Origin of the sequence: Hominibacterium faecale, from assembly GCF_020734085.1 — a bacterium.
GTDB classification, from domain to species: Bacteria; Bacillota; Clostridia; order Peptostreptococcales; family Anaerovoracaceae; genus Hominibacterium; species Hominibacterium faecale.
Genome location: NZ_JAJAGH010000005.1, coordinates 525,927 through 551,201 on the forward strand (window position 1 = coordinate 525,927; position 25,275 = coordinate 551,201).

A 25,275-nucleotide genomic window follows, 5' to 3' on the forward strand; every position below is an offset into this window, starting at 1 on the left:
ATTCAAAAATTCGAATGATCGATATACATAACCAAACTGGTTTGTAACTGTAATAAATGTCCACTACGCTTTGTAAGTGGTTACTCCGTCCATAATGGTCTCGCAAACCTTGACTTTATGAATGTTTTCTGGAGGTATCTCTAAAATATTTTCTTCCAGGATCACAAAATCAGCATATTTACCCGCTTCGATGGATCCAATGACATCTTCCATATGCATCTGATAGGCATTATTGATGGTAAATCCTTCGATGGCCTCTTTCACAGTCGCGGCTTCGCCGCTGGGTTCCAGCACCGGAGCCTCCGGCTGTCCGTACATTTTTCTAGTTACGCACATTTCAATGCTTTTAAGAGGCTGCCTGCCGTATTCGTCCACCGGGAAGTCGCTCCCCAATGCCATGCGGGCGCCGCTGTCGATAATGCTCCTCATGCGGAAGGTTTCATTGTTGATGTGACCCAGCACTTTATCCATCAATGGATTGCCATACATCCATACACCTGTGGAATTAGCAATTATGTTGTATTTGCCGAACAGCGGTATGTCATCGGGCGCAATATACTGAGAATGGGAGCATGTGATGCGGCAATCGTCATAACCTGCTTCTCTTACCGCCTTAGCCATTGCGATCACCGACTTGGCCGCCACATCCCCGATGGCATGCATATTGATATTCAGACCGGCTTTCGCCGCTTTTACGCCCACCTCAGCGGACAGCTTTTCATCCATGAGGGGTTTAACCACAGAGCCGTCTTCCGGGTATGGCTCACTGATGGCCGCTGAGCGGCTTTCCATGGTACCGTCATTTATGATCTTGAGAAAGTTCATTCTGAACTTATCATCGTTGTAAATCTTCTGTGCCTTCAAAAGTTCGGAAATTCGAAAATCTACCATCTGCGTATCATCCACGTGGCAGGTGCAGCCCACAAATCGCTGCAAATATCTGCCGCTGCCTTTTATGGCATCCAGAGCTTCGAAATACTGCTTCTCCAAGTAAGTATACATTCCCATATCCGCAGTGCCTGTAACGCCCATGGCCGCATAGTCCTCAGAGTTTTTGGCCATGAGGTTGATCACGCTTTCTTCATCAAAGAAGTCGATCTTGCTCATAATCATCGCTTGAGGCTGACCTTCCACAATATGACCTGCCGGATTTCCTTCCGCGTCTCTTGAAAAATAATGAAGTCCTGGCACAGGATCGGGCGTGTCTTTGGTAATTCCCGCAGCCTCAAAGCATTTGCTGTTTCCCCAAGCCTCATGAGCGCCGCTTCCCAGGAAAAACATCGGTTTATCCATACAGATGGCGTCCAAAAGTTCCTTGCGCGGCCCTTTCTCATCGAAAATCCATTCCGCATAGCCCAGGCCGAAATAAGTTTTGTTATCGGGATGCTCTTCCACATATCGTTTAATCTCTGCAAGGCACTCATCCAGGGTCCAATCGATATCGAATACGACTCCAGACAGCACATGGGCCGCCATCACCGGGTGGCAATGTCCGTCGATGAACCCGGGCAGCATCATTTTGCCCTTCAAATCGCAGACTTGCGTGTTGGCATCGCAAAATGCGTCCGCACCGGCCTGATCGCCTGCGTAAACGATTTTATTGCCGCGGGTAACCACGGCTTCGACCCACTCGCAATCCTTGTTTACTGTGAAAATCCTGCCGTTTGTGTAAAGTTTATCTGCGCTCATGATATCCTCCTTTTATAATAATCATTTAAATTTTTTAAAAATTTCAACTTTTCATTTATTATATTATCTTGCCTAGGGGTTAGGTCAAGGTGTTTTTTCAGGTATTTTCTAAAAAACGCAAAGTAATACTTTACATTTGTGCTATAATGTCCCTCAGTAGTTGTCGTTTTAGGGTGGGGGGTGCGTCATGAAAATCGGGGAGTTCTCGAAAAAGTTCAATGTTTCTGTTTCTACGGTCCGTCATTATATCAATCTTGGGCTGCTGGTGCCTGAAAAAGATGGATTCCAATACCGATTTACTGCTTCTGATTGTAAGGAGATGGAAATTATCATTTCTATGAAGGATGCCGGATTCAAGCTGAATGAATTGAATAAATATCTGAGTATCTTCCGTTTTTACAACAAGGACGATTACTTTCTCTATGAAAAGCTTGTGGAATACTTGAATGATAAAAAGAATCGTTTGTATGAGGAACGCAATCAAATTAATACCTATATCCGGATGATCAATAAGAAAATCAAAGAAATAGAAGCCGATCACATCTATTCGGCGGGCAAGACCGTATATACGGCTATGCCTGAACAGAACGGCCAGCTGCCAGGCTTTCCTCTCAGCGCGGTCACTTTGCTTTATTGTCCTCACTGCCAATGCAAGCTCACACTTTCCAATGTGGATATTTGCGGTGATTCAATTGTGAGCGGCATTCTGACCTGCAGCTGCGGATATCATGCAGCGATTCGAAACGGAGTGGTGTTTACTGAGAATTTAAAGGATTTGGAGAATGACCCCAAGTTCCTGGAATGTTATTTTGGTGAAGAAAATCTAATCACTAATGAGGATGGGATGCTTTTAATGGGGATGAAAGAGCACAGCAATGAGTATCTGACCAACTTATATAAAAGCAGTCTCTGGATATATAATGCGCTGTCCAGCTACGATTTTCGCGGAAAAACGATCCTTTTTCCGGATCTGTCCTGCCAGTATTTATACAGCCGCCATGACGGAGAGAATGCCCGTAATTGCATCTTCCTGGTTACGGCTTTATCCGAACGATCAATCCGCTCCATGAGGCAGCATATCGCAAATGCCAATCCCAATCTAAAGGTGGCGTATATCATCAATCAAAATGGACGTCTGCCCCTTAAAAATGGCTGCATCGATGTCATAATCGACTACATGGGTTCCTGTAATCTGGGATTCTTTCAGAAAACTCACTATTTGGATACGGTTATCCCTTATATCGCGCCGGATGCACTAGCGGTAGGTACAGCAGAATATTATTGCCCCGGCAGTCCTTCCATTAGGAGAATTCACGAGCTATATTCCAATGCGGCCGCTGATGTCTTTACCTTCGATTTTGTCAAAACGACCTTGGAGAAAAATGACTTTATCATGGAAAAAATCGAAAAAATAAGCAAGGGGTACAACCCCGGCCGATTTTTTGAATATCATATCGCCGGGGACACCAGAACCAACATCGTCTATCTTGCTAAACGCAGGATTCTATAGCCGTTTTGGTTGGATTGAACGTACCTTGCCTCGATGTATCTTTTGATTGCTAGCTCTTATATACGGTTTTGCCGTCCATAATTGTTTCACATACTTTAACCTTATGGATTTCGGACAGCGGAACATCAAAGATGTTCTTTTCCAGGATAACCAAATCTGCATATTTACCTGCTTCTATGGAGCCGAGCCTATCATCCATGTGCATCTGGTAAGCATTATTTATGGTGTAGCTTTCGATCCCGTCCTTGACGGAAAGCTTTTCTTCGTAAGGTTTCAGCACCGGCAGCTCGGGATGATTGAACAGCTGTCTCGTGCATCCCATTTCAATGCCTTTGAGGGGTTCTCTTCCGAATTCATCCACCGGAAAGTCGGAGCCCTGTCCCATGCGGCAGCCGCCTTTTATCATGGTTTTGATCCTGAATGTATGATTCTGTCTGTCGCCGATTACTTTTTCCATGTCCGGGTTTCCGTAATGCCATACGCAGGTAGTGTTGGCGATCACATTGTATTTGCCGAACAGCTCCAGCTCTTCGTCCTTCACATAATCGCAGTGGGAATTGGTAATGCGGCAATCTTCGTACCCCGCTTCCCGGACTGCCTTTGCCATGGCCAGAGTCCCGCTGATGGCTTCGTCGCCGATGCCGTGGACATTGATATTCAGCCCTTCCTTTGCGGCCTCCACGCCCAGCTGTGCGATTTCTTCTCTTGTAAAAAGCGGCTTTACCATGCTGCCGTCCTCATCATAAGGCTGGCTCAGGGCTGCGGATCTGGTTTCAAGGGTTCCGTCATTAATGATTTTCAGGAAGTTAATTCTGAATTGATCGGTGTCATAGGTTTCTTTATACCTTCTAAGCCTGGGCATCACGATTTCCACATCGCTCTTTTCGGAAACCATGCGGCCGCAGCCGACGAATCTCTGTTTGTAAGAGCCTTTTTCAATCATTTCCGGCACAGTCTCAAAATAGGCTCGCATAACAAATTCCGGCGCGCCCATGTCACAGGTCGATGTGACGCCCATGGCCGCATAGCCATCTGAGGCCGCTGCCAGCACTTCTTCGATCTTGTCCGCATCAAAGAAATTTATGTTTTCCATAATCATATTCTGCGTGGCCATCTCCAGCAGGTGGCCGGTGGGATTTCCCTCCCCGTCTCTGTGGAAATAATGAAATCCTGGGATGGGATCCGGCGTATCTCTGGTGATTCCAGCCAGTTCCAAGGCCTTGGTATTGACCCATGCCTCGTGGGCGCTGCTGCCGAGGATCATCATCGGCTTATCTGGGCAGATGGCATCCAGCAGTTCTTTTTTGGGTCCGGTTTCATCGAACATCCACTCCGCGTATCCGATGCCAAAATAAGTGTCGCTTTCAGGATGTTCTTTCACAAACCGCTGGATTTCCGCCAGACATTCCTCCGGGCTCCATTCGATCTGAAGATATACGCCGCAAAGGTAATGGGCTGCCATCACAGGGTGGCAGTGGCCGTCGATGAAACCTGGCAGCATCATCTTTCCTTCCAGATCGCAAATCTTCGTATTCTCGTCGCATAGCGCTTCCGCTCCGTCCCTATCCCCCACGTAAACAATCCGGTTTCCTTCTACGGCGACGGCCTGCGCCCACTCCTGGTCCTTGTTCACTGTGTAAATTTTGCCGTTTATAAATAGTTTATCCGCGCTCATTTTTTCCTCCTCTTTTTTTCAATCCCGGGCTCTCTTGGAAATATCTTATAATTGTCAGCCGCCGGACCGCCCAACGCCTTTTCATGAAATCTATCACAGAGCCCGCCTTGTTATGCTAATTTTTTAAAAATTTTTACTATTTAATTAATTATAGTATCTTCTCTAGGGGTTAAGTCAAGATGTATTTTGATTTGTTTTTGTGAAAAATCTGAAGTGATGCTTTAGGTTTTGGGGAAATGAGGCGGCGCTCGTTGAGCCGCCGCCAGATTGGCGGGGAGGCGAGATGCGCAATTCGGTTTATTATCGTCATCTTCCTTTCCTGCATTGCGTTACGAGGTGGCCGCAAAAGTATGAATATCGCAGGATTTTCGGCTGGTTTCTGATAGTCTGCTGATTCACCAGCTATAAGTAAAGGTTTTCCTGGGAATATAATTTTCCTTCCACTCTCCTTCTTCTCCACAAAAAAATAACCACCTCCCAGCGCTATGCTCCCCTGCATCTCTGCAGAAAACAGCGCCCAAAAGATGGCTATCATAATAATCAATTTGCTTTGAACTAGTCCAATTTGTACTTGTTCTTGAACTTCTCAACACGTCCACCACGATTGATGAACTTCTGCTGACCTGTAAAGAATGGATGACACTCTGAGCAAACGTCCAAACGGATTTCTTCCTGTGTGGACTTTGTAACAAATGTGTTACCGCATGCGCAAGTTACTTTACATTCCTTATAGTCAGGATGGATTCCTTCCTTCATGCTTCTCACCTCTTTCCTGCTCGGGTCTTACCACCCTTTGCAAAATTACTGATATACAGCCTATATAATATACCACAGCTGGCTCTGAAAAACAAGTGTTTTTTTGCAATCCTTTTATTCGTCAAGGCAAGACATAGTGATGTTCATTTTAAATTATTACTTATTACGAATCAAGACAAAATTTATTGTCTATATTGCAGATTTAATGTATAATAATGGAAAAGAGCCTTACCGAAGAGTGGTGACCGGCTGTACATCTTTCAAGGAGGTGGTTTCATGACCAAATCTAATGAAAGGAGAGGCAGCCATCGTGTTTGAGCTATTGTCGTTATTATTTACGGCTATCGGCATGATGTTTAGCTATGCTTCATACATAGCTAACAAAATCCGGTAAAGTAAAAACCACTCATTGCTCTGCCAAGCTGAGTGGTTTTTCAAATCATTCGTTATAGTTTTGGTGAGCCGGTTATCACTGGCTCTCTTTCTATTTTTATTATACACCAAATTTACAGAAAGACAACAAAAATTTTCATTGCCAATATACTCCGCCCCGCCTAATCCCGGTTCATCACTTTCCGCTCAAAGCGATCGGCGTCGGCGAACTTTCCGATGACTAAAATGGCGTCATCCTCTGTCAACATCTCGTCCTGACTGGCGCCTGGCAAAGTTATATTGGGCTCTTTCTCCAGCGCGATTAAATTTAAGTCATATTTATCCAAATGCAGCTCCCGAATCGTTTTGCCATAAAGATGCTTGTTGACTTTAATCTCCGAGATCACATAGTCATCGTTGAGCCGCATCATATCCAGCGCCTTCGATCCCAGCAAAACAGCAGCCAGACGGGTAGCCGTCTCCATTTCCGGATGAACCACTTCCGCGCCGATCCGCTCCAGTATGATTCCGTGCTCCACGCTGTCAGCCTTGGCGATGACCCTGGGCACGCCCAAATTTAAAACATTGAGAGTGGTCAAAAGGCTTACGTCCACCTTCTCACCAATACAAACCACAACCGTCTCGCATTCTCCAATACCTGTCTCTTCAAGGGCGTCCTTAGTCAGCTTTCCCAGCCTGAACGCATCCTGAACATGATTTCGGATCAGCCGCAGTTTATTTTCATCGCCATCAATAGCAATTACCTCGGCGCCTGACTCCGCCAGCGTTTTTGCTAGCGCCAGGCCGAAACGGCCTAACCCTATGATCCCGAACCCGGATCTTCTTCCTTCCTTCATCCTAACTAACCTCCTTATCCGATCGTCACATCTTCTTCCGAATAGGTAACGGCCGGGGCATCTCTATTGAGCCAAATCGTCGCAATTGTCAAAGGCCCCAGTCTTCCTACAAACATGGTAATAGAAATAATAATCTTGCTTGCCCCGCACAGGGAAGGGGTAATTCCCGTAGAAAGCCCCGTAGTCGCATATCCGCTGATGATCTCAAAAAAGATCTGCTGAAAGGTGAATTCCGGCTCCAGAACACAAACAAGAAAGGTACTGAATATAATCACGCCCACCGCCATGGCGAAAACCGTGAATGCCTTCATCACAACCGCCTCTGGGATCTTTCGTTTAAAAACCGTACAGTGCTTATTAAAAATAACACTGCGCGCCTTCTGAAATAAAACAAAAATCGTAGTTGTTTTCACACCGCCTCCCGTTGATCCCGGAGACGCCCCAATGAACATCAGTACCATCAGAACCAACAAGCCGGCCTTGCTCATAGCGCCGATCTCAACACTGGCAAATCCCGCCGTCCGTGCGGATACACTTTGGAAAAAAGCATCCAGCCAGGTAAAGGAACTGCCTTCCGTAAATTTGAGCAGAACCGTTCCGCCTGCCAAAAGAATCAGCGTTGTGGAAAGAACCACTTTCGTCTGCAGTGACCATCTTCTAGGGGATTTACCTGAAACCATCTCGCTGATCACAAAAAAACCCAGCCCTCCGAAAATGATCAAACCGCTGGTCACCAGGCAAAGCCACACATCGGAATGGTATCCGGTCAGACTTTGAAAATTGCCCAGCACATCAAAGCCGGCATTGTTAAAGGCCGCGATGGAGTGAAACAGGCTTACCCCAATAGCATCCCCGGTGGAAAAATCTTTGGAAAACGATATATAACTGCACACTGCCCCTAAAAGCTCAAAGGCTACCGTCACATACAATACAGCCCTCACCACCGCAGTCAGCCCCTTTCCCGAAGAAAGGTTGAGAGATTCTTTAATCAGCCGCTGCTTTCCGATACCAAACCGGCCGCCTGCGCTCAAAATGACAATTACACCGATGGAGGTAATACCCAGGCCCCCGATTTGTATCAGCGCCGCCAAGACCACCTGTCCGAACAAGCTGAAAGATGTTCCTGCATCGACACTGACCAGCCCTGTTACGCATACGGCGCTAGTAGAAGTAAACAAGCTGTCCACAAAGGAAATGCCCCTGTCTGTCGCAGAGGCAGCAGGCAGCATGAGAAGAACCGTCCCCAATAATATTACGCATAAAAACCCAAGAACGACCATCCTCCTGGGCTTCAACCTTTTCGATTTCATGTTCGTTTGACCTCTCCTTAAAGTCTATTTCTGGCAGACGGGATTATTATAGCACAATATGGGCAAATAAAACATATTTGCCCATGTAATTTATTCCTATTATGTACTTAAAAGTCCTTCCCTATTCCGGCATCTGGATTTTATCCAAAATCCCATTGAGCTTAGCCATTGTAATGCCATAGTTGGTGATGGCTACCCCTGCGGCCTGGGCTTCCGAAATCCGAGAGAGAAGATGCCGTCTGTTGAACATACAAGCTCCGCAATGTATGATTAAATCGTATTTGCTTAAATCCGAAGGAAACTTTGCTCCGGCTGTCATATCGATCTGCAGATTTTCTCCAAAACGATTTCGCAGCATGCGCGGAATTTTCTCCCGGCCGATATCCTCTTCCAACGGCGCATGGGTACAAGCCTCAGCGATCAGTACCTTGGAACGAGCCGTTAAGTTGTCTATAGCCGCTGCTCCTTCTGCGAAAACATGGATATCCCCTTTATAAGCGGCAAAGAGAACAGAGAATGATGTCAGGCGGCTTTCTCTGGGTTTATGTTCGAACACTTCCTTAAAGCACTGAGAATCGGTAATAATCAGCCCAGGCGCGCGTCCCAGTGCTTTAAGGCTTCGAATGAACCCATCGGCAGTCGTACATACGGTAGTGCACTTATTATCCAAAAGCTCGCGGATCGTCTGCACCTGCGGCAGAATCAGCCGCCCCTTCGGCGCCTGAATATCTTGAGGCATGACCAGCATAACCAGTTCACCATGTTTAACCAAGTCCCCCAAAATTCGTTTCCTCTTGAAGTCTTCCGGCACCGCCTTTTCAATCGCCTCCTTAATCTCGTCCATCCCTTCTCTTCTAAGGGCACTTACAAAAATAGGGTCAATCTCCATTTCTTCCTTTATGGCCTTTGCCAGCGAACTTTCTCCATAAATCTCGTCAGCCTTTCCGATCACCGGGATTACCGGAATTCCTGCTGCCTCCAGTTTTTGTACCCAGCGTTTTTCTTTGCTGAAATCTACGTCTTCAAAGAGCATAACAGCCACATCGGTCTGACTAATTATTTCACTGGTTTTTTCAACCCGCAGCAGCCCCAGTTCTCCATCATCATCATCAAATCCGGCAGTATCAATGAATACAACCGGCCCGATGGGATGCAGCTCCATAGCTTTGAACACCGGGTCTGTCGTCGTTCCCGGCCGGTCGGATACCAAAGAAATATTCTGACCGGTCAAAGCATTGATCAGCGAAGATTTTCCTGTATTTCTCTTTCCGAAAATGGCAACATGCAGTCTGTCCGCTCTCGGTGTTTCATTTAAACTCATCATATCCTCCTCAAAGTTACAGTCTGAAATCGCGGCGCCCCTCATGGATATCGCCGAGGTGTTCCCTCACGACTTCTCTCACCTTTTCGTTGGGGATCATTTCCAACCTCTTGGCAATGATCTCCTCGCCTTTGGCTTTCGTCTCCGGTGAAGCATAGTCTTCCAGATATTCCTTTAAGGTCATCAGCGCATTAGGCTGACAGATATTCGCGATTTGCCCGTTCTTTACCAGGCTCATAAAACGGTCACCCGTCCGGCCTTCCCGATAGCAGGCTGTGCAGAAGCTGGGTACGTGTCCTTCATCGATCAGCCAGTCAACCACTTGGTTCAGCGTTCTTGTATCGCTGACTTCGAACTGGGCGGAATTATCCTCTTCCGCTTCTTCCTCCACATATCCGCCCACGCTGGTACGGCTGCCGCCGCTGAGCTGGGATACTCCCAGATGAAGGGCTGCTGCACGCATTTCTTTGCTCTCTCTTGTGGACATGATAATTCCCGTGTAAGGAACTGCGATTCTAAGTAAGGCAATAATCCGCTTAAAGATTTCATCGGGTACCCCGTTGTCAAATGCATCCGGATCGATATCGTCTGCCGTACGCACCCGTGGCACGCTGATCGTATGGGGTCCGCATCCGAAGGTGTCTTCCAAATGCTTGGCGTGCATCAGAATTCCCACAAAATCATATTTATATAAGTTAAGCCCGAAGAGAACACCGCAGCCCACATCATCGATGCCTGCTTCCATGGCCCGGTCCATGGCTTCGGTATGATAAGCATAATCGCTCTTTGGTCCCGATGGATGAAGGTCTTCATACGCTTCTTTGTTATAGGTTTCCTGGAAGAGGATGTAGGTGCCGATTCCTGCTTCCTTGAGCTTTTTATAGTTTTCCACGGTGGTAGCGGCAATGTTGACGTTCACCCTGCGGATGGCGCCGTTTTTATGTTTGATTCCATAAATGGTTTTTATGGATTCTAGTACATACTCAATCGGGTTCATCTTGGGGTCTTCGCCGGTTTCTAGTGCCAGCCTCTTATGGCCCATATCCTGCAGGGCCGTTACTTCCTGCACGATTTCTTCCTGCGTCAGTTTTTTGCGGCGAATGTGCTTATTCTGTCCGTGATAAGGGCAGTATTTGCAGCCGTTAATACAGTAATTGGAAAGGTACAGCGGAGCAAACATCACAATACGGTTGCCGTAAAACTTCTCTTTGATCCGCTCGGCCAGGCTGAAAATCTCCTGATGGATTTCGGGATCTTCACATTCCAGGAGCAGGGCGGCTTCCTCATAGCTAAGTCCCTTACAGTCTTCCGCTCTCTTCAGAATCCGGCGCATGGCGTCCAGATCGTCTTTATGCTCTTTGGCGTATTCCAGGGTGCGTTTAATTTCTGCATCATCGATAAATTCAGTTGCGATTTTGGATTTACTGTTGTACATGGTTCTTCCTTCCTTTTTTCTAGAGGGGAATTCTTCCCAGCCCTCTAATCTGCTCCTCTAATAAATTCCTGTCTTTTTGAATATCGGTTTTCTCCAGCTTTGCCGGATAGATTTGGTATGCCTCTTTATAAGGATCCGGCGTTACTTTTTTCATGATGACGTTAGCCCCGCAGGCAAAGGCGTTTTCTTTTTCCTTTTGATTAATCACGCCCAGGGAAGTGGTCACTGGCAGGTTGGCTTTGGGCAGAACCAGCCTGGCCAGGGCCACCGCCCGCTTGGTCAGTTCCGGACTTCCTTCTTTTTCATTCCAAAGGGGCGTATCCGGGTGGGGAATAAAGGGGCCGATTCCCGCCATTTTGCAATGAAGCTGCTTTAGCAGCAAGAGATCATCGGCAATGGTCTTTAGGCTTTGCCCGGGCAGACCAATCATAAATCCGCTGCCTGTCTCATACCCAAGACGATCGATGGTCCGCAGGCATTCAATCCGATCTTCTAAGGTGCCGCACGGATGAAGCTTTCGATAGAGAATCGGATCGGCTGTTTCATGTTTTAAAAGATAGCGATCAGCGCCGCATTCCTTCAGGTACGCCAGCTCGCTGGAGGTGAGCTCGCCGCAGCTAAGGGTCACGGCCGCTCCCATTTGCTTGATTGCTTTGACGATTTGACCCATCGTCTCTTTATGGAAGCACGGATCTTCCCCGGACTGTAAAACAATAGTACGGTATCCTGCCGACACCGCCTGCCTTGCGGTTTCCACAATCTCCTCCGGGGACATGCGGTAGCGGATGATGCTTTTGTTGGTGCTGTTTATTCCGCAGTATCTGCATTTTCTTCCGCAGATGTTGGAAAACTCGATGATGGCTCTGATCTGTACTTCATCGCCCACATTTTCCCGCCTCACCTGGTCGGCTTTTTCATAGACCGGGCCGAAATCCTCCAGGGCCAGCAATCTTACCAACTCGTTTTTGTCCATAACTTACTCCATTCAATCAAAAAATCTCTGCCCAGGCTATGGCTGTACAGAGATTGTTCCTTTTATACATATGCCACCGCCTTTCCATAAGAATCCCTTCTTTCTGGTTCAGTACGATTTATATTTCTGTCCCTTTGAAATCGGTTAATCCCTTTTTCTCAGGTGTAATATGATTTTACCACAAAAATGGAAATTCAACCACCTCATTTTCAGTACAATGTTGCTGCATATACGACCCGATCATGCCCTGCCAGGTCCTTCACCACATTGACTTTGGTAAACTTCCTTGTCGCTCTAATCAGCTCGGACACGTCTTTTGCCTGGTCATGGCCGATTTCCAGCGCCAGGATTCCTTTTTTGCGCAGACGGGCCGGCGCTCCTGCGATGATCCTGCGATAGAAGTCCAGACCGTCCTCTCCTCCGTCCAAAGCCATCAGAGGCTCAAAGGATTTTACTTCATCCTGTAAAATGGGAATCATATGGGTGCGGATGTAAGGCGGGTTGGAAACGATCATATCAAATCGTTTCTTGGCCACCGCTTCATAAAGGTCGCCCTGCGCAAAACGGATTTTTACCCGGTTTTTCTCTGCATTAAATCTGGCTGTCTCAAGGGCCGGTCCGCTGTAATCGCTGGCGGTCACTTTTATGTTTTGGCAGATCCGGGCCAGGGAGATGCCGACAGCGCCGCTTCCGCAGCAAAGATCCAGCACTCTCCAGCTCCTTCTGCCTGGGATGCGGGGGTTATCTCCCCGTAGAATCTTCGCGGCCTCTTCAACTAGGATCTCTGTATCCTGCCGGGGAATCAGAACATCGGGATTTACCTGAAAGGTCAAGCCCATGAATTCCTGCGATCCGGTAATATGCTGCAGAGGGATCCGCTTTTCCCTCTGGCTGATAAGATCAAAGTATCTGCGCTGCAAATCCGGATCCACCGGCCTGTTGGAAGCCAGAAACAGATCCACCCGATCCTGTCCGGTCAAATAATAATACAGGAGTTCCGCATCCAGCCAGGGATCCATGCAGTGGGCCTCGATGAGCCTGATCTCTCCAGCCTTTATCATTTCTCTAACGAGCATGTATCGTCTTCCTTCTCTCCTTCATTTTCTTTCGTTTGCGCCTCCTCTTTTTCAAGGGGTCTGCCGTCCTTATCGCACAAGCCTTCAAAGCAAGGCGTTTCGGGGTCAACCATCACCGCTTTCATGGCTGCAATCGCCACTTCCAGCTGCTCCTTGTCCGGTTCGGAGGTTGTCAGCTTCTGCAAGTACAGTCCTGGCAGGCTGAGAACCTTGACCAGCCAGTTATCGCTGCGGCCCGCCCATCTGAGAAGCTCATATGAAAGACCGGCGATCACTGGAATGAGCAGCAGCCTTGAGGCAATCCTCCAGAACAGATTGGGCCATCCTAAAAGGGAAAACAGTACCAGGCTGATTACCATGACAAACATGAGAAAGCTGGTTCCGCATCTGGGGTGAAGGGTGTAAAAGCTCTGACAGTTTTCCGGCGTCAGCTCCAGTCCGTTTTCAAAGCAATGGATGCACTTATGCTCAGCTCCATGATAGCGGAATACAGTCTGGATATCCTGCATTTTGGAAATCGCCAGCACATAGATGATAAAGAGCAGAATACGAAGAACGCCTTCTACCAGATTGAGCAGGATGCCGCTGTCGGTAAAGTGTCCCAGCCAATTGACCGCTGCCGTGGGCAGGATGATAAAGATGCCGACGGTCAAAAGCAGAGCGATCACTACGGAGGCGTAAAGCATCACATTCCATGCCCCCTTTTCACCGAACCGTTTTTCCAGCCACAGACTCAATTTATCATCTTCATATTCCACTGCATCGGGGCCGTCATAACCTTCCAGGACCTCTGCCGAATACATCAGCGTCTTTGTTCCTGTCACCAGGGAAGACACAAAGACGCCCACCCCTCTAAGGATCGGAATCTTCATCCATTTGGCAGGTTTTTTCAATTTCTCAGTTTTGAGGTGTATTGATTTATTGGGAAAGCGCACGGCAACTGCTGTTCGGTCCTCCCCCTTCATCATGATCCCGTCTAAAACGGCCTGTCCTCCCACCTTTGTCGGACAGGCGTCTTTTACAAATATTCGTTTCAGATCCATGTTTACCCCTCAAGCCTTACCTTCCTGATTACCTGGATAAAGTCCCGATTGTTTTTGGTATGTGCCAGATTATCGATGATAGTCTCTGTCACATCCTGGGTGCTGCCGTTTGACAGGGCTCTGCGCATGGCCCATACGGCCCCCAGCTCTTCCTGGTTCATCAGCAGGTCTTCTCTTCTTGTTCCCGATTTGTTGAGATCGATGGCCGGGAAAATCCGTTTTTCGGAAAGCTTTCGATCCAGATGCAGCTCCATATTTCCGGTGCCTTTAAATTCCTCGAAGATAACGTCGTCCATGCGGCTTCCAGTCTCCACCAGGGCAGTAGCCAGAATGGTGATGCTGCCGCCTTCTTCCATGTTTCTTGCGGCGCCGAAGAATTTTTTCGGCTTGTGAAGCGCTCCCGGATCCAGTCCACCTGACAGCGTTCTTCCCGATGCCGGTACCACCAGGTTGTAGGCTCTGGCCAATCTGGTGATGCTGTCCAGCAGGATAACGACATCTTTTCCGTGTTCCACCAGGCGCTGAGCGCGGGCCAGCACCATTTCTGCTACCTTGACGTGATGCTGGGGCAGCTCGTCGAAGGTGGAATAGATCACTTCACCGCCCTGGAGCGAGCGTTTCATATCCGTAACTTCCTCCGGCCGTTCATCCACCAAAAGCACGATCATTTCAACATCGGGATATTTTTTTTCAATGCTGTTGGCCACCTTTTTCAAAAGCACCGTCTTACCCGCTTTGGGAGGCGCTACAATCAGGCCCCTCTGCCCTTTTCCGATGGGGGCGATTAAGTCGATGAGGCGCATGGACAGATCTCTGGTTCCATCTTCCAGCGTCAATCTTTGGTTGGGAAAGATCGGCGTCAAATCTTCAAAATGAGGGCGCTTTATTGCCACTCCCGGTTCGTCTCCATTGACCGTTACCACGTAGAGCAGTGCGCCGAACCGTTCTCCTTCATTGGGTTTCCTTGAGATTCCGCGGATTTTATCACCTGTTTTCAGATTGAATCTGCGGATCTGAGCAGGGGACACGTAGATGTCCTTGTCGCTGGTGAGGAAGTTGGAAAATCGCAGAAAGCCGAATCCCCCTTCGGCCAGCTCCAGGATGCCCTCTACTTCCGGCCGGTCCTCTTTATCCGGTACAATTTTTCGTTCGTTTTTTCTCGGTCTGGTTTCTCCAGTTTCTTCTTCTGGCGGAGCGGTCGCTTCCGTTGCTTTCTCAGTTTCCTTTTCTTTCAGCTGCTTTGGTTCAGCCTTGGGCTTGGGCGCTTTAGCCCTCTTCCCGTCCCTGCCCTTTTCGTTCCCAGGCTTTGCCGTGTTCTTATTGGTTCTTTCTTTGGTTTTGGGTTTTTCCTCCGGCTTCTCTGCTTTGGCCTCCGGCTGGGCAGGCTCCTGCATGAGAGCAGCAATCAGTTCCGCTTTCCGCATGGAATCGCAGCCTTTCATTCCCAGATTCTTTGCCATTTCCCTCAGTTCGGCCACTTTCTTTCCCTTTAGCGTCTTTTCTTCCATAAATCACATTTCTACGCACATCCGAACGGTGCGTTCCTTTCTTGCTTTTGTCATCCTGTTTTGGTGATTTCACTAGATTTCGTGTAAATAGATAAAACAGATAAGATTTTGAGACATTCTAATATTAATAATATATACCAATTCGAGAATTGGTACAATGGTTTTCTTGCGTTAGAAGGAAAAATATGCCGGGGCTGGGGGTTGTGAGCAGAAGCCGGGCCGGAAGGCGGCCACTTGGGGTGTTGAGGTGTGGCCCGGGATGAATAAGGGCCGGGCGGGGCGGAATTATCGTGATCTTGCCTTTTCGGTGCGGTTCACGATGAAATTTTTTCTGGAGAGGCTTCGGCTGGGGCGAAAGCTGCAGCGAGGCGGTTTAGTACGGCTGGAGCGGAACGGGAAACTTGAGGAGCTGCAGTTGATTGGGGGGGTGCGGCCGTCGAGGGATCGGCGCGGCGCATAGAATCAAAAAGAGACTGAACACAAAATGAACAGTCTCTTTTTCGTTGCTTTATATTTATGCGATTGTTTATGTATCGGTTTATTTGCTGTAGTCGTAGAAACCAATGCCGGTCTTTCTACCCAGCTTGTTGGCTCTAACCATTTTTCTCAGCAGCGGATGCGGTCTGTATTTGGTGTCGCCGAATTCGCTGTACAGGGTTTCCATGATAGCAAGGCATACGTCCAGTCCAATCAAATCGCCCAGTGCAAGAGGTCCCATCGGGTGGTTGGCGCCCAGCTGCATTGCAGTGTCGATTCCTTCCACATCAGCAACTCCGTCTGCAAGAATTCCGATTCCTTCGTTTACCATCGGGATCAGGATTCTGTTTACTACGAATCCAGGAGCTTCCGCTACATCTACCGGTGTCTTTTTCAGTGACTTGGTCAGCTCGATGATGGTTTCTCTCGTTTCTTCGGATGTGGTCAGTCCCTTAACAATTTCTACCAGCTTCATGGCAGGTACCGGGTTGAAAAAGTGCATTCCGATGATTTTGTCCGGTCTGTTGGTTGCCGCAGCGATTTCTGTGATGGACAGTGCAGAAGTATTAGTAGCGATGATTGTATCCGGCTTGCACAGTTCGTCCAGTTCCTGGAAGAGTGCTTTCTTTGCTTCCATGTTTTCTGTGGCAGCTTCGATGATCAGATCAGCGTCCTTAACGATGCTGATATCTGTTGATCCATGTACTCTGCTAAGGATTTCATCTTTGTCAGCAGCTGTAATCTTTTCTTTCTTTACCATTTTGTCCAGATTCTTTGTAACAGTAGCAAGTCCGTTATCAACGGAAGTCTGTCTTCTGGCTCTCAGTACAACTTCGTATCCGTTCTGAGCAAGAACCTGAATAATTCCGGCACCCATTGTGCCTGTTCCTAATACTCCTACTTTTTTCATTGTATGTCCTCCTTGTAGTGTAACAATCCGCCTTCTCGGAGCCGATTGTTAAAAAATTAACTTTATCCTCATGGTATATTATATACCACACACTCATCTATTGTAAACTATTTTTGCCTTCTTTGCATTAGGAAATTTCTTTTTTCATTTCTTTTTTATATGCTTCCACGCCCGGCTGGTCGAAGGGGTTTACTTCCATCAGCATTGCGGTAAGAGCGCAGGTGGTTTCAAAGAAGTAGATCAGCTGGCCTAGATGATAGGCGTCAAGCTTTGGAATGTCAATGCGGACCATGGGGATCTGCGCCCCGCTGTGAGCCTGGATGACGCCCTTGACCGCCGCCTTATTGAGCTGGTTCAGCGTCTTTCCCGCCAGCGGCCCCGATGGAATGGTCAGATCGACGTCCGCTTCCATCACATTGAGTACCGTTTCAAAGAAAACCTGGTTTCCCTGCTGCAAAAACTGCCCGATGGAATGAAGGTCGGTGGTCAATTCCAGACCGGACGGAAAGAGGCCGGTTCCGTTTTTGCCTTCGCTCTCTCCGTAAAGCTGCTTCATCCATGAAACAAAGGATTTGAGCCTGGGCTCAAAGTACTGAATCCCTTCAATGACTTTTCCTTTTTGCAGGAGCAAATACCTTGCGATGGCATAGTCCTTGGCGTCAAAATCCCAGTCCGTAGAAAGAGCCGCAGCCGCAGCGCCGTCCAGCATGGCCTTGACGTCGGCTCCCGCAGCCGCGATGGGAAGCAGTCCCACAGGAGTCAGAACCGAGTAGCGGCCGCCGATGTCAGAGGGAACAGAAAAGCTGATATAACCTTCCTTCTCCACTTCTTCCCGCAAAGCGCCTTTTTCCGGATCGGTTATCACATAGATCCGTTTTCTCGCTTCTGCTTCTCCATATGTACGAATCAGCTCTTTTTTGAAAATGCTGAATGCGGCGGCCGTCTCTACCGTAGTGCCGGATTTGGAAATCACGCAGAGGCAGACTTCTTTTCTGCCCATTTCCTCCAGCAGCTGTGCATGGTAGGCAGCGCTTAGATTGGTTCCCGCAAACTTCACCTCCGGCGCGCCGGGTTCTTTGGGAAGGGCCTCGATCGCAGCTTTCGCGCCGAGGTAGGAGCCGCCGATGCCGATTACAATCAAAAGCTCGCACTGGAGGCCAATGGCGTCGGAAACAGCCAAAAGGCTTTCCAGCTCTTGTTTATCATACTCCATAGGCAGTTTTACCCACCCTGTAAAATCTTCTTTTCCTGACCATAGCCTTTCCAGGGCCTCATCGGCCTTTTCTCTTTTGCGGTCTATATCCCCTTGTACCAAACAGCTTCTGGAAACGTCTATCTTTATATCCATACAAAACCTCCTTTATCCCTATCCTTTTTATTGTAATCTGCCTGTTCCTGTTATTCAAGAAAATGTTTTCCTGATTTATCTTCAAGTCACTCAAAAAACAGTATTAATTTGTGTTTTTTCCCTATTATTCTGTCACCTCTTTCGGCTTTTGACCAAAAAAAAGACAATGCGACTTTGCGGTCCTTGCAATTCATTGTCTTCATAGCTTTATAACGATAAATTGATTTCACGTTATTTAATTATTCTATTACACATTAACGGAAAGAAAGGTAAGGTAAAAAATGAAAAGAAAATGTCTATTTCTCGTTATTGCATTAGTGCTGGTGTTTGGATCGGTCAGTGTGGTCAGTGCATATACCACGTCTGCAACCGTCAACGCCAACCGGACTAGTAACACATCTGCTAACGTATCAGCAGATGTTACATATTCGAGCGTTGTAGATTCCTGTACAACTAAAATGACTTTACAAGAAAAGTATAACGGGTCATGGAGAACTGCAACGGGTGTCTCTGTAAAAACAGTATCCCGTACTAAGTCGAATACTCGAAGTTTATCTTTACCATATACCTTTAAGTTGGTTAAAGGCAAAATCTATCGTGTTAAAGCAGTCTTTACTAGTAAAAAAGGAACTTCCAGTGTTTCTAGAACTCTTTATAGTGGTACTTTCTAGTTATGTTTTCAGATCGCTATGCTCAGGGCATAGCGATTCTATTTATAATATCTATTAAATCATCTGTGTTTATCTTACCCATAACAGTTAAATCACTAGCACCGCTTTGTTTTATAATAGTAGTTGGTTCTTTATCATCTTTTAATATATATACCTTACCCTGCTTAGTTACGATTTCCTCAGCATTCCCCTCAAGTAAAACTGTTTTAACATCTCTTTTATTATATTTTCTTTGTTTAATAAATAATTCTTCATCACCTTTATTAAATTTATATTCCGCGTTAAACCCATCTTCTTTATAAATTTCGATATGAAGCACTTTAAACTTATATCCTTCAGGAACATAATGTGGAATCCCTAATTCAGGAACATCTTTCCTATAATTTTCAATATTCTTCCAATCGAATTCATCAATTTCTACCATTCCACTATCGCCCTGGATTTCCCCTTCATTAATCACAATCTCTCCATCCCCGGTCTCAACCCGCTGTTCCGTATTTTTGTCGGCGTCGACCGGAACTACTGTTTCCGGCCACGCCATATAAACCACCGCTGCACACACAATTACCGCAACTGCCGCTACACTAGCACACCTCGCCGCTCGTTTTCTGCGCTTTTTTTTATCTGCAGCGTCCAAAGCTTTGAGCTCCTCTACCGTAATCGACACTTCCGGGATTTCCCCCATATCATCAGATAGGGCCTTTACCAATGCGTTCTCAACTGCGCTTCTTGCCGTCGTTCTTTCATCCTTATTTTTCTCAGCCATGTTCTTTCCTTTCTTTACGGTGTTACCCCTTTATCTGTAGTTGCCACTGCGGTGTACTTAATAGGTTTATTATAATTCAATCTAATGTTCTATGCAATTCTTTCAAATGCTTCGATACGGATCACTCTTCCTTGCCGACAATTCCTTCCACATAATATCTTGCAATCTGCTCCATACATTTCAACTGTTCTACCGAGCAGGCCGAGAGCGGACCCATAATATTTTCCTTAATTCGCTCTATTTCCGGATCTGCAGTATCTGTGGCGGCCTTGTCTCCAGCCAGAATATAATCAGCACTCAAATTCAAAATCTGCGTCAACCGATATAAGGTTTGAATAGATACCCCTTTATCTCCATATTCAATATCTGCTACAAACTTACTGGAGACGCCTAATTTGGCTGCCAGCTGCCCCCTGGTCATATGAATCGCTTCACGCTGCGTCCGGATCCGCCGCCCCATTTTCTTAAGATCGATCTCCTTTAAACTGGTCTTTTTCTTCATTCTTCTCCTCCCAGGAACTGTTTCCACTCACAGTTACAATTATCTCTACTTATAGTCTAGTGTTCTCAGCTCCCGCGGAAATAAACTATTGGTGTAATTAAGTATATCTTTAAAGAGAATTTTTGGAAAATTTTATATCATTTGTCGAAAGTTGCGTCTTTTTGTCTAAATTTGTAGTCTATAATATCGTGTTTTTTGAACCCTAAATTACGGAAAGAAGGTGTTTATGAAAATCGATGATCATTTAAGACTTTCCAGGAACTTAAAAACATTGAGAAGGACTGTCCGGCTCAACCAAGCAGAGCTGGCCGCAAAAATCGGATTATGCAGATCTTCTTACAGCCTGCTCGAGCAGGGTGAACGGCTGCCGGATCTCAATACACTTTACTCCCTTTCTCAATTTTATCATGTGGAGATGGATGCTTTGGTAAAATGTGATGTGCAATCGATTTTAAGCGATTACTTTCTGCACCAGAACATTACCAAGGACGAACACCAACTTCTCAATCTTTATTCAAAGCTTTCGGAAGTATCAAAAGGACAACTCCTGGAACGGGCGGAAGAGCTGGCCCGGCTGGACATTCGGAAAAGACAAGAGGCTCTGCAGGTGGATTATTAACACCAAAAAAATTAAAGCCGGTACTCATATTATGAGGCCGGCTTTCATAATATTGCATTTAGGTTTATATCGTTGAGAGGAAGAAGGTGACACATGGCCACATACAACTTTCCGGACAGAAATGCACTTCGTCTTTTTGAGCAGGGCGATTATATCTTTTGCTATCAAAGTTTTGGCGCCCACAAGGATCGAAAGGACGGCCAAAGCGGTTACCGATTTACGGTCTGGGCTCCAGGCGCAAGAAGTGTACGGGTCATCGGCGACTTCGACGATTGGCAGGGACGGGAAACCTCCATGCGGCAGCTAGAGGAAAGCGGGGTATGGGAAACCTTTGTTCCACATGCAAAAGAAGGCATGCTGTACAAATACTTAATTGAGACGCCCTCCGGCGGCCTGCTGTATAAAGCAGACCCTTTCGCCTTTTATGCCGAAAAGCGGCCGGGAACGGCATCCAGACTGACAGACCTTTCATACACGTGGTGCGACTCCAGCTGGATGGCACAGCGAAAAAAACAATCTCATTTTAAAAAGCCCCTGAACATCTATGAGGTCCACCTTGGTTCTTGGAAGCAGAAGCGAGGCATACAAGAGGGGGAGGAACCGGTCTTTTATACTTACCGGGAGCTGGCCAAAGAGCTGACCGATTATGTGAAAGAAATGGGGTACACCCATGTGGAATTGATGCCGGTAATGGAGCATCCCTTCGACGGTTCTTGGGGCTACCAAATCACCGGCTATTATGCCCCTACCAGCCGCTATGGACCGCCGCAGGATTTCAAATATCTGATCGATTGCCTGCATCAGGCGGGCATCGGCGTGATCTTGGATTGGGTTCCAGGCCATTTCTGCCGAGACGGACATGGGCTCTGCAGCTTCTGCGGCTCAAAGTTATATGAATCCCAGGAACACGCCCACTGGGGTACGTTTAATTTTGACTACAGCAGACCGCAAGTAGCTAATTTTCTTATCAGCAACGCCGTTTTTTGGCTGGAGGAATATCATGCTGACGGGCTGCGGGTGGACGGCGTCAGCAGTCTGCTCTATCTCAACTACGGAATCGATAAGCCCAGCCTAAAGCGATATAACGAGCGGGGAGGCGAAGAAAATCTCCACGCACAGGCCTTCCTGCAAAAGCTCAATCAAACCGTAGGCCAGCTCTTTCCCGATGCCTTTACCATCGCAGAAGAAAGTACAGCCTGGCCCCTGGTTACCTATCCGCCGGAAGAAGGCGGCCTGGGCTTTCATTACAAATGGGATATGGGCTGGATGAACGACACCCTCAAATACTGCTCACTGGACTTTCCTTTCCGCGACGGCAGCCATAACCTGCTGACCTTTTCCATGATGTATGCGTTTAATGAAAACTTTATCCTGCCCTTGTCACACGATGAAGTGGTCCATGGTAAAGCTTCTTTAATCGGCCGCATGCCGGGCGATTACTGGCGGCAATTTGCGGGGCTGAGACTCTTGCTCCTTTATCAAATGTGCCACAGCGGCGCCAAACTTAACTTTATGGGCAGTGAATTCGGCCAATTCATCGAGTGGCGATTCTACGAAGGACTGGAATGGTTCCTGCTGGACTATGAAGCCCATGCAAAACATCAGCAATATGTAAAAGCGCTGAACCACTGTTATCTTCGTCAGTCCGCCCTTTGGAAAGAAAACTATACTTGGAACGGTTATCAATGGATCGATGCTGATAATTGCCGGCAAAGTATTTTGATATTTAAACGGCAGGGTGAGAAAAAAACGGATTTTGCTATCATCCTCCTCAACTTTCAGCCTCAAACCTATAAAGACTTTAAGATCGGCGTACCGGAGCCGGGCATCTACCGGGAGGTATTCAATTCAGACGATAAAGATTTCGGGGGAAGCGGCTGCGTCAACCGCCGTCTCCTAAGAACAAGAAAAGGCGAGTACCACGGGCAGAAGCAGTATCTATCGATCTTAGTTCCTCCGGTCGGCGGGATGATCCTTACTTACTGTCCGCCAAAAAAAAGATCGGAGGAATTAAAGGAGGATAACAAGAATTATGTTTGCAAGCAAGGATGACTTTAAGGAACAATATCTGGCGGAATTTACTAAAACCATGGCAAAGCCCTTTGAAGAGTGCACCAAGCGGGAAAGATACGAAGTACTGGCAAAAATGATCTGCAGCCGAGCAGCAAAGCTTCACACTGAAACCAGGCTGCGGCACATAAGCCAGCAGCGAAAGCAGGTCTATTATTTTTCCATGGAGTTTCTCATTGGCAGGCTGCTGAACAACTACCTGATTAACTTGGGAATCGAAGAAACAGTTCGTCGAGGACTCAAAGAACTGGGAGAGGATTTGGATCAGCTTCTTCCCATGGAGCCGGACCCTGGCTTGGGCAACGGAGGACTGGGACGGCTGGCAGCCTGTTTTTTGGATTCCATGGCCTACCTGGATCTTGCGGGGATGGGTATGGGCGCCCGTTATCGATTCGGACTATTCAAACAGACCATTGAGGACGGCCGTCAGACCGAAGAACCGGATCCCTGGCTGGTCAACGGGTATCCCTGGGAGATCCGCAATTCGGATAGCGCCGTTTCCGTACACTTTGGCGGTAAGGTGGAACGGACCTATGAAGATGGTAAAATCAATTTTGAGCACACGGCTTATCAGACCGTCCTGGCCGTTCCTTACGATGTACCCATTGTGGGATATGACGGCAAAACTGTAAACATGCTGCGGCTCTGGCAAGCCGAACCAGCAGAGGAAAAGATTGACCTTGCTGCTTTTAACAACGGTAAATACAGTGAAGCAGTCCGTGAGCGGAATGAGATTGAAGCGATCACAGCCATCCTTTATCCCGACGACAGTACACCTGCCGGAAAAGAACTGCGCTTAAAACAGGAATATTTTCTCACCGCTGCCGGAATCGCTTCCATCATTGATAACTATAAGCATCAATACGGCGCAGATAACTGGCGCGCCTTTTCAGACCGCACAGCCATCCATACCAACGATACCCATCCGGCGCTGTGTGTTCCGGAGCTGATGCGGATTCTCCTGGATCAAGAAAACCTGGAATGGGATGATGCCTGGGACATTGTAACAAAAACAATTTCTTTTACCAATCATACGATCATGCCCGAGGCTCTGGAAAAGTGGCCCATTGATCTCATACAGCGATTGCTGCCGCGGGTCTACATGATTATCGAGGAAATCGACCGACGTTACCGCGAAAATATTGACCGCAGCCAAGCAGATTGGCAGGACCGGACCCGTTCCTCTGCGATCCTCTGGGACGGCCAGGTGCGCATGGCCAATTTATCCATTATCGGCAGCCATTCCGTCAACGGCGTAGCCTCCATTCATACCAATATTCTTAAACACGATGTTTTTCAGACCTTTTATCAGGAGAGCCCCGATAAATTCAATAATAAAACCAATGGGGTCAGCCACAGGCGCTTTCTTCTAGAGGCCAATCCAGCTCTAGGCAGGCTGATCACCACTTCAATCGGACCGGAGTGGATTTCCAATGCCTATCATTTGGAAAATCTGCTCCCCTATGCCAATGACGATTTGTTTCTGAATCAGCTGGAAAAAATCAAATATGTCCAAAAGTGCCGTCTGGCGGAATATATCAAAGAACATAACGGAATTACCGTCGATCCGGCATCCATCTTTGATGTACAGGTAAAGCGAATTCACGCATATAAACGCCAGCTGCTCAATATGATTAAAATTATGTACCTTTATAATCGGCTGAAAAAAGAACCGGATCTGAACCTCCATCCCCATACCTTTCTTTTCTCAGGAAAAGCAGCCCAAAGCTATGAGTTCGCCAAGGAAGTGATCCGTCTGATTCATGCGATGGCGGATGTGGTCAATCATGATGCGCAGATAGGCGGAAAGCTGAAGGTCGTTTTTCTTGAGAATTTGAGCGTCAGCATCGGCCAGCTGATCTATCCGGCCGCCGATATCAGCGAACAGATTTCCACTGCCGGAAAAGAGGCCAGCGGCACCGGTAATATGAAATTCATGTTCAACGGCGCCCTCACCCTGGGAACCATGGATGGGGCCAATGTGGAGATTCATCAGCTTGTAGGCGATGATAACATGTTTCTTTTCGGCCTTACTTCCAGTCAGATCACGGATCTTCGGGGGAACTATCGTTCTTTGGACATTTGCGAGCGTTCTTCTGCACTCATGGAAATCATCGACCAACTGGTCAATGGATTTTTTGGCTCCGATAAGGACGCCTTTTGGAGTATACACGATGCCCTCATCCGCTACAACGACGAATATTTTGTACTTGCGGACTTTGAGGATTACATGAGGGCCTTCTTTGAGGCAGACCAGGCTTACACTGACAGGCGGCGCTGGAACAAAATGGCCCTTACCAATATCGCAATGGCCGGGCATTTCAGCAGCGATCGCACGATTTCCCAATATGCGAAAGAAATCTGGAAGATAAAATAAAAGGTCGTAT

At 47.4% G+C, this 25,275-nt stretch carries 20 protein-coding genes; 4 read left to right on the forward strand and 16 right to left on the reverse strand.

All coding sequences use genetic code 11. The features are described from left to right. Positions 1-63 precede the first annotated feature (63 nt). Positions 64-1,689, reverse strand: a complete 1,626-nt coding sequence (locus tag LG211_RS07625; protein ID WP_253020660.1) for an amidohydrolase — start codon at positions 1,687-1,689, stop codon at positions 64-66. A 187-nt stretch (positions 1,690-1,876) separates the two neighbouring features. On the opposite strand from LG211_RS07625, the gene LG211_RS07630 reads away from it, so the two are divergent. Beyond that, on the forward strand, positions 1,877-3,199 hold the full coding sequence (locus LG211_RS07630) for a MerR family transcriptional regulator (RefSeq protein WP_269477276.1): 1,323 nt from the start codon (positions 1,877-1,879) through the stop codon (positions 3,197-3,199). Positions 3,200-3,248: 49 nt separating this feature from the next. Here the strand turns inward: LG211_RS07630 and LG211_RS07635 are convergent, their stop codons facing one another. The 15 genes from LG211_RS07635 to LG211_RS07705 all read right to left on the reverse strand — a co-directional run bounded on the left by LG211_RS07635 (position 3,249) and on the right by LG211_RS07705 (position 20,199). Further along, the gene (locus tag LG211_RS07635; RefSeq protein WP_269477277.1) at positions 3,249-4,874 is read right to left on the reverse strand and encodes an amidohydrolase; all 1,626 of its coding nucleotides are present in this window, start codon (positions 4,872-4,874) and stop codon (positions 3,249-3,251) included. Positions 4,875-5,043: 169 nt separating this feature from the next. Further along, entirely contained in the window at positions 5,044-5,409 is a 366-nt protein-coding gene (locus LG211_RS07640; RefSeq protein ID WP_269477278.1) for a hypothetical protein, read from the reverse strand. Positions 5,410-5,429: 20 nt separating this feature from the next. After that, positions 5,430-5,630, reverse strand: a complete 201-nt coding sequence (gene rpmE / locus LG211_RS07645; RefSeq protein WP_148398149.1) for a 50S ribosomal protein L31 — start codon at positions 5,628-5,630, stop codon at positions 5,430-5,432. Positions 5,631-6,184: 554 nt separating this feature from the next. Then, positions 6,185-6,859 (reverse strand): potassium channel family protein, encoded by a 675-nt coding sequence (locus LG211_RS07650; protein ID WP_269477279.1) that lies wholly within the window; start codon positions 6,857-6,859, stop codon positions 6,185-6,187. Positions 6,860-6,873: 14 nt separating this feature from the next. Next, complete coding sequence (locus LG211_RS07655; protein ID WP_269477280.1) at positions 6,874-8,169, reverse strand: TrkH family potassium uptake protein; 1,296 nt, start codon at positions 8,167-8,169, stop codon at positions 6,874-6,876. Between the two features lie 121 nt (positions 8,170-8,290). Then, positions 8,291-9,493, reverse strand: coding sequence for a [FeFe] hydrogenase H-cluster maturation GTPase HydF (gene hydF / locus LG211_RS07660; RefSeq protein ID WP_465250786.1), 1,203 nt, complete (start codon positions 9,491-9,493; stop codon positions 8,291-8,293). A 13-nt stretch (positions 9,494-9,506) separates the two neighbouring features. Further along, positions 9,507-10,925 (reverse strand): [FeFe] hydrogenase H-cluster radical SAM maturase HydG, encoded by a 1,419-nt coding sequence (gene hydG / locus LG211_RS07665; RefSeq protein WP_269477281.1) that lies wholly within the window; start codon positions 10,923-10,925, stop codon positions 9,507-9,509. A 19-nt stretch (positions 10,926-10,944) separates the two neighbouring features. Next, positions 10,945-11,898, reverse strand: coding sequence for a [FeFe] hydrogenase H-cluster radical SAM maturase HydE (hydE, locus tag LG211_RS07670; RefSeq protein WP_269477282.1), 954 nt, complete (start codon positions 11,896-11,898; stop codon positions 10,945-10,947). 209 nt (positions 11,899-12,107) lie between these two features. Then, positions 12,108-12,974: a peptide chain release factor N(5)-glutamine methyltransferase gene (gene prmC, locus LG211_RS07675; RefSeq protein ID WP_148398124.1), complete on the reverse strand. Its 867-nt coding sequence runs from the start codon at positions 12,972-12,974 to the stop codon at positions 12,108-12,110. Beyond that, positions 12,956-14,017, reverse strand: coding sequence for a DUF1385 domain-containing protein (locus tag LG211_RS07680; protein ID WP_148398125.1), 1,062 nt, complete (start codon positions 14,015-14,017; stop codon positions 12,956-12,958). The genes prmC and LG211_RS07680 overlap by 19 nt, the downstream gene beginning before the upstream one ends. A gap of 2 nt (positions 14,018-14,019) precedes the next feature. Then, a complete protein-coding gene (rho, locus tag LG211_RS07685; RefSeq protein ID WP_253020666.1) occupies positions 14,020-15,525 on the reverse strand; it encodes a transcription termination factor Rho in 1,506 nt (501 codons plus the stop codon). Positions 15,526-16,063: 538 nt separating this feature from the next. After that, entirely contained in the window at positions 16,064-16,912 is an 849-nt protein-coding gene (locus tag LG211_RS07690; protein ID WP_148398127.1) for a 3-hydroxybutyryl-CoA dehydrogenase, read from the reverse strand. Positions 16,913-17,039: 127 nt separating this feature from the next. Then, on the reverse strand, positions 17,040-18,260 hold the full coding sequence (locus LG211_RS07695; RefSeq protein WP_253020667.1) for a glucose-6-phosphate isomerase: 1,221 nt from the start codon (positions 18,258-18,260) through the stop codon (positions 17,040-17,042). Positions 18,261-18,953: 693 nt separating this feature from the next. Next, positions 18,954-19,697 (reverse strand): DUF4367 domain-containing protein, encoded by a 744-nt coding sequence (locus tag LG211_RS07700; RefSeq protein ID WP_269477283.1) that lies wholly within the window; start codon positions 19,695-19,697, stop codon positions 18,954-18,956. Between the two features lie 121 nt (positions 19,698-19,818). Further along, entirely contained in the window at positions 19,819-20,199 is a 381-nt protein-coding gene (locus LG211_RS07705; protein WP_148398130.1) for a helix-turn-helix domain-containing protein, read from the reverse strand. A gap of 226 nt (positions 20,200-20,425) precedes the next feature. Between LG211_RS07705 and LG211_RS07710 the strand changes: the two genes are divergently transcribed. The 3 genes from LG211_RS07710 (at position 20,426) to LG211_RS07720 (ending at position 25,265) form a co-directional block, all read left to right on the forward strand. After that, positions 20,426-20,818 carry a helix-turn-helix domain-containing protein gene (locus LG211_RS07710; protein ID WP_148398131.1) on the forward strand — a complete coding sequence of 131 codons (393 nt, stop codon included), beginning with the start codon at positions 20,426-20,428 and terminating at the stop codon, positions 20,816-20,818. Between the two features lie 93 nt (positions 20,819-20,911). Further along, positions 20,912-22,870: a 1,4-alpha-glucan branching protein GlgB gene (glgB, locus tag LG211_RS07715; RefSeq protein ID WP_269477284.1), complete on the forward strand. Its 1,959-nt coding sequence runs from the start codon at positions 20,912-20,914 to the stop codon at positions 22,868-22,870. Further along, positions 22,851-25,265: a glycogen/starch/alpha-glucan phosphorylase gene (locus LG211_RS07720; protein WP_269477285.1), complete on the forward strand. Its 2,415-nt coding sequence runs from the start codon at positions 22,851-22,853 to the stop codon at positions 25,263-25,265. Before glgB ends, LG211_RS07720 begins: the two co-directional genes overlap by 20 nt. The last annotated feature ends 10 nt before the right edge of the window (positions 25,266-25,275 follow it).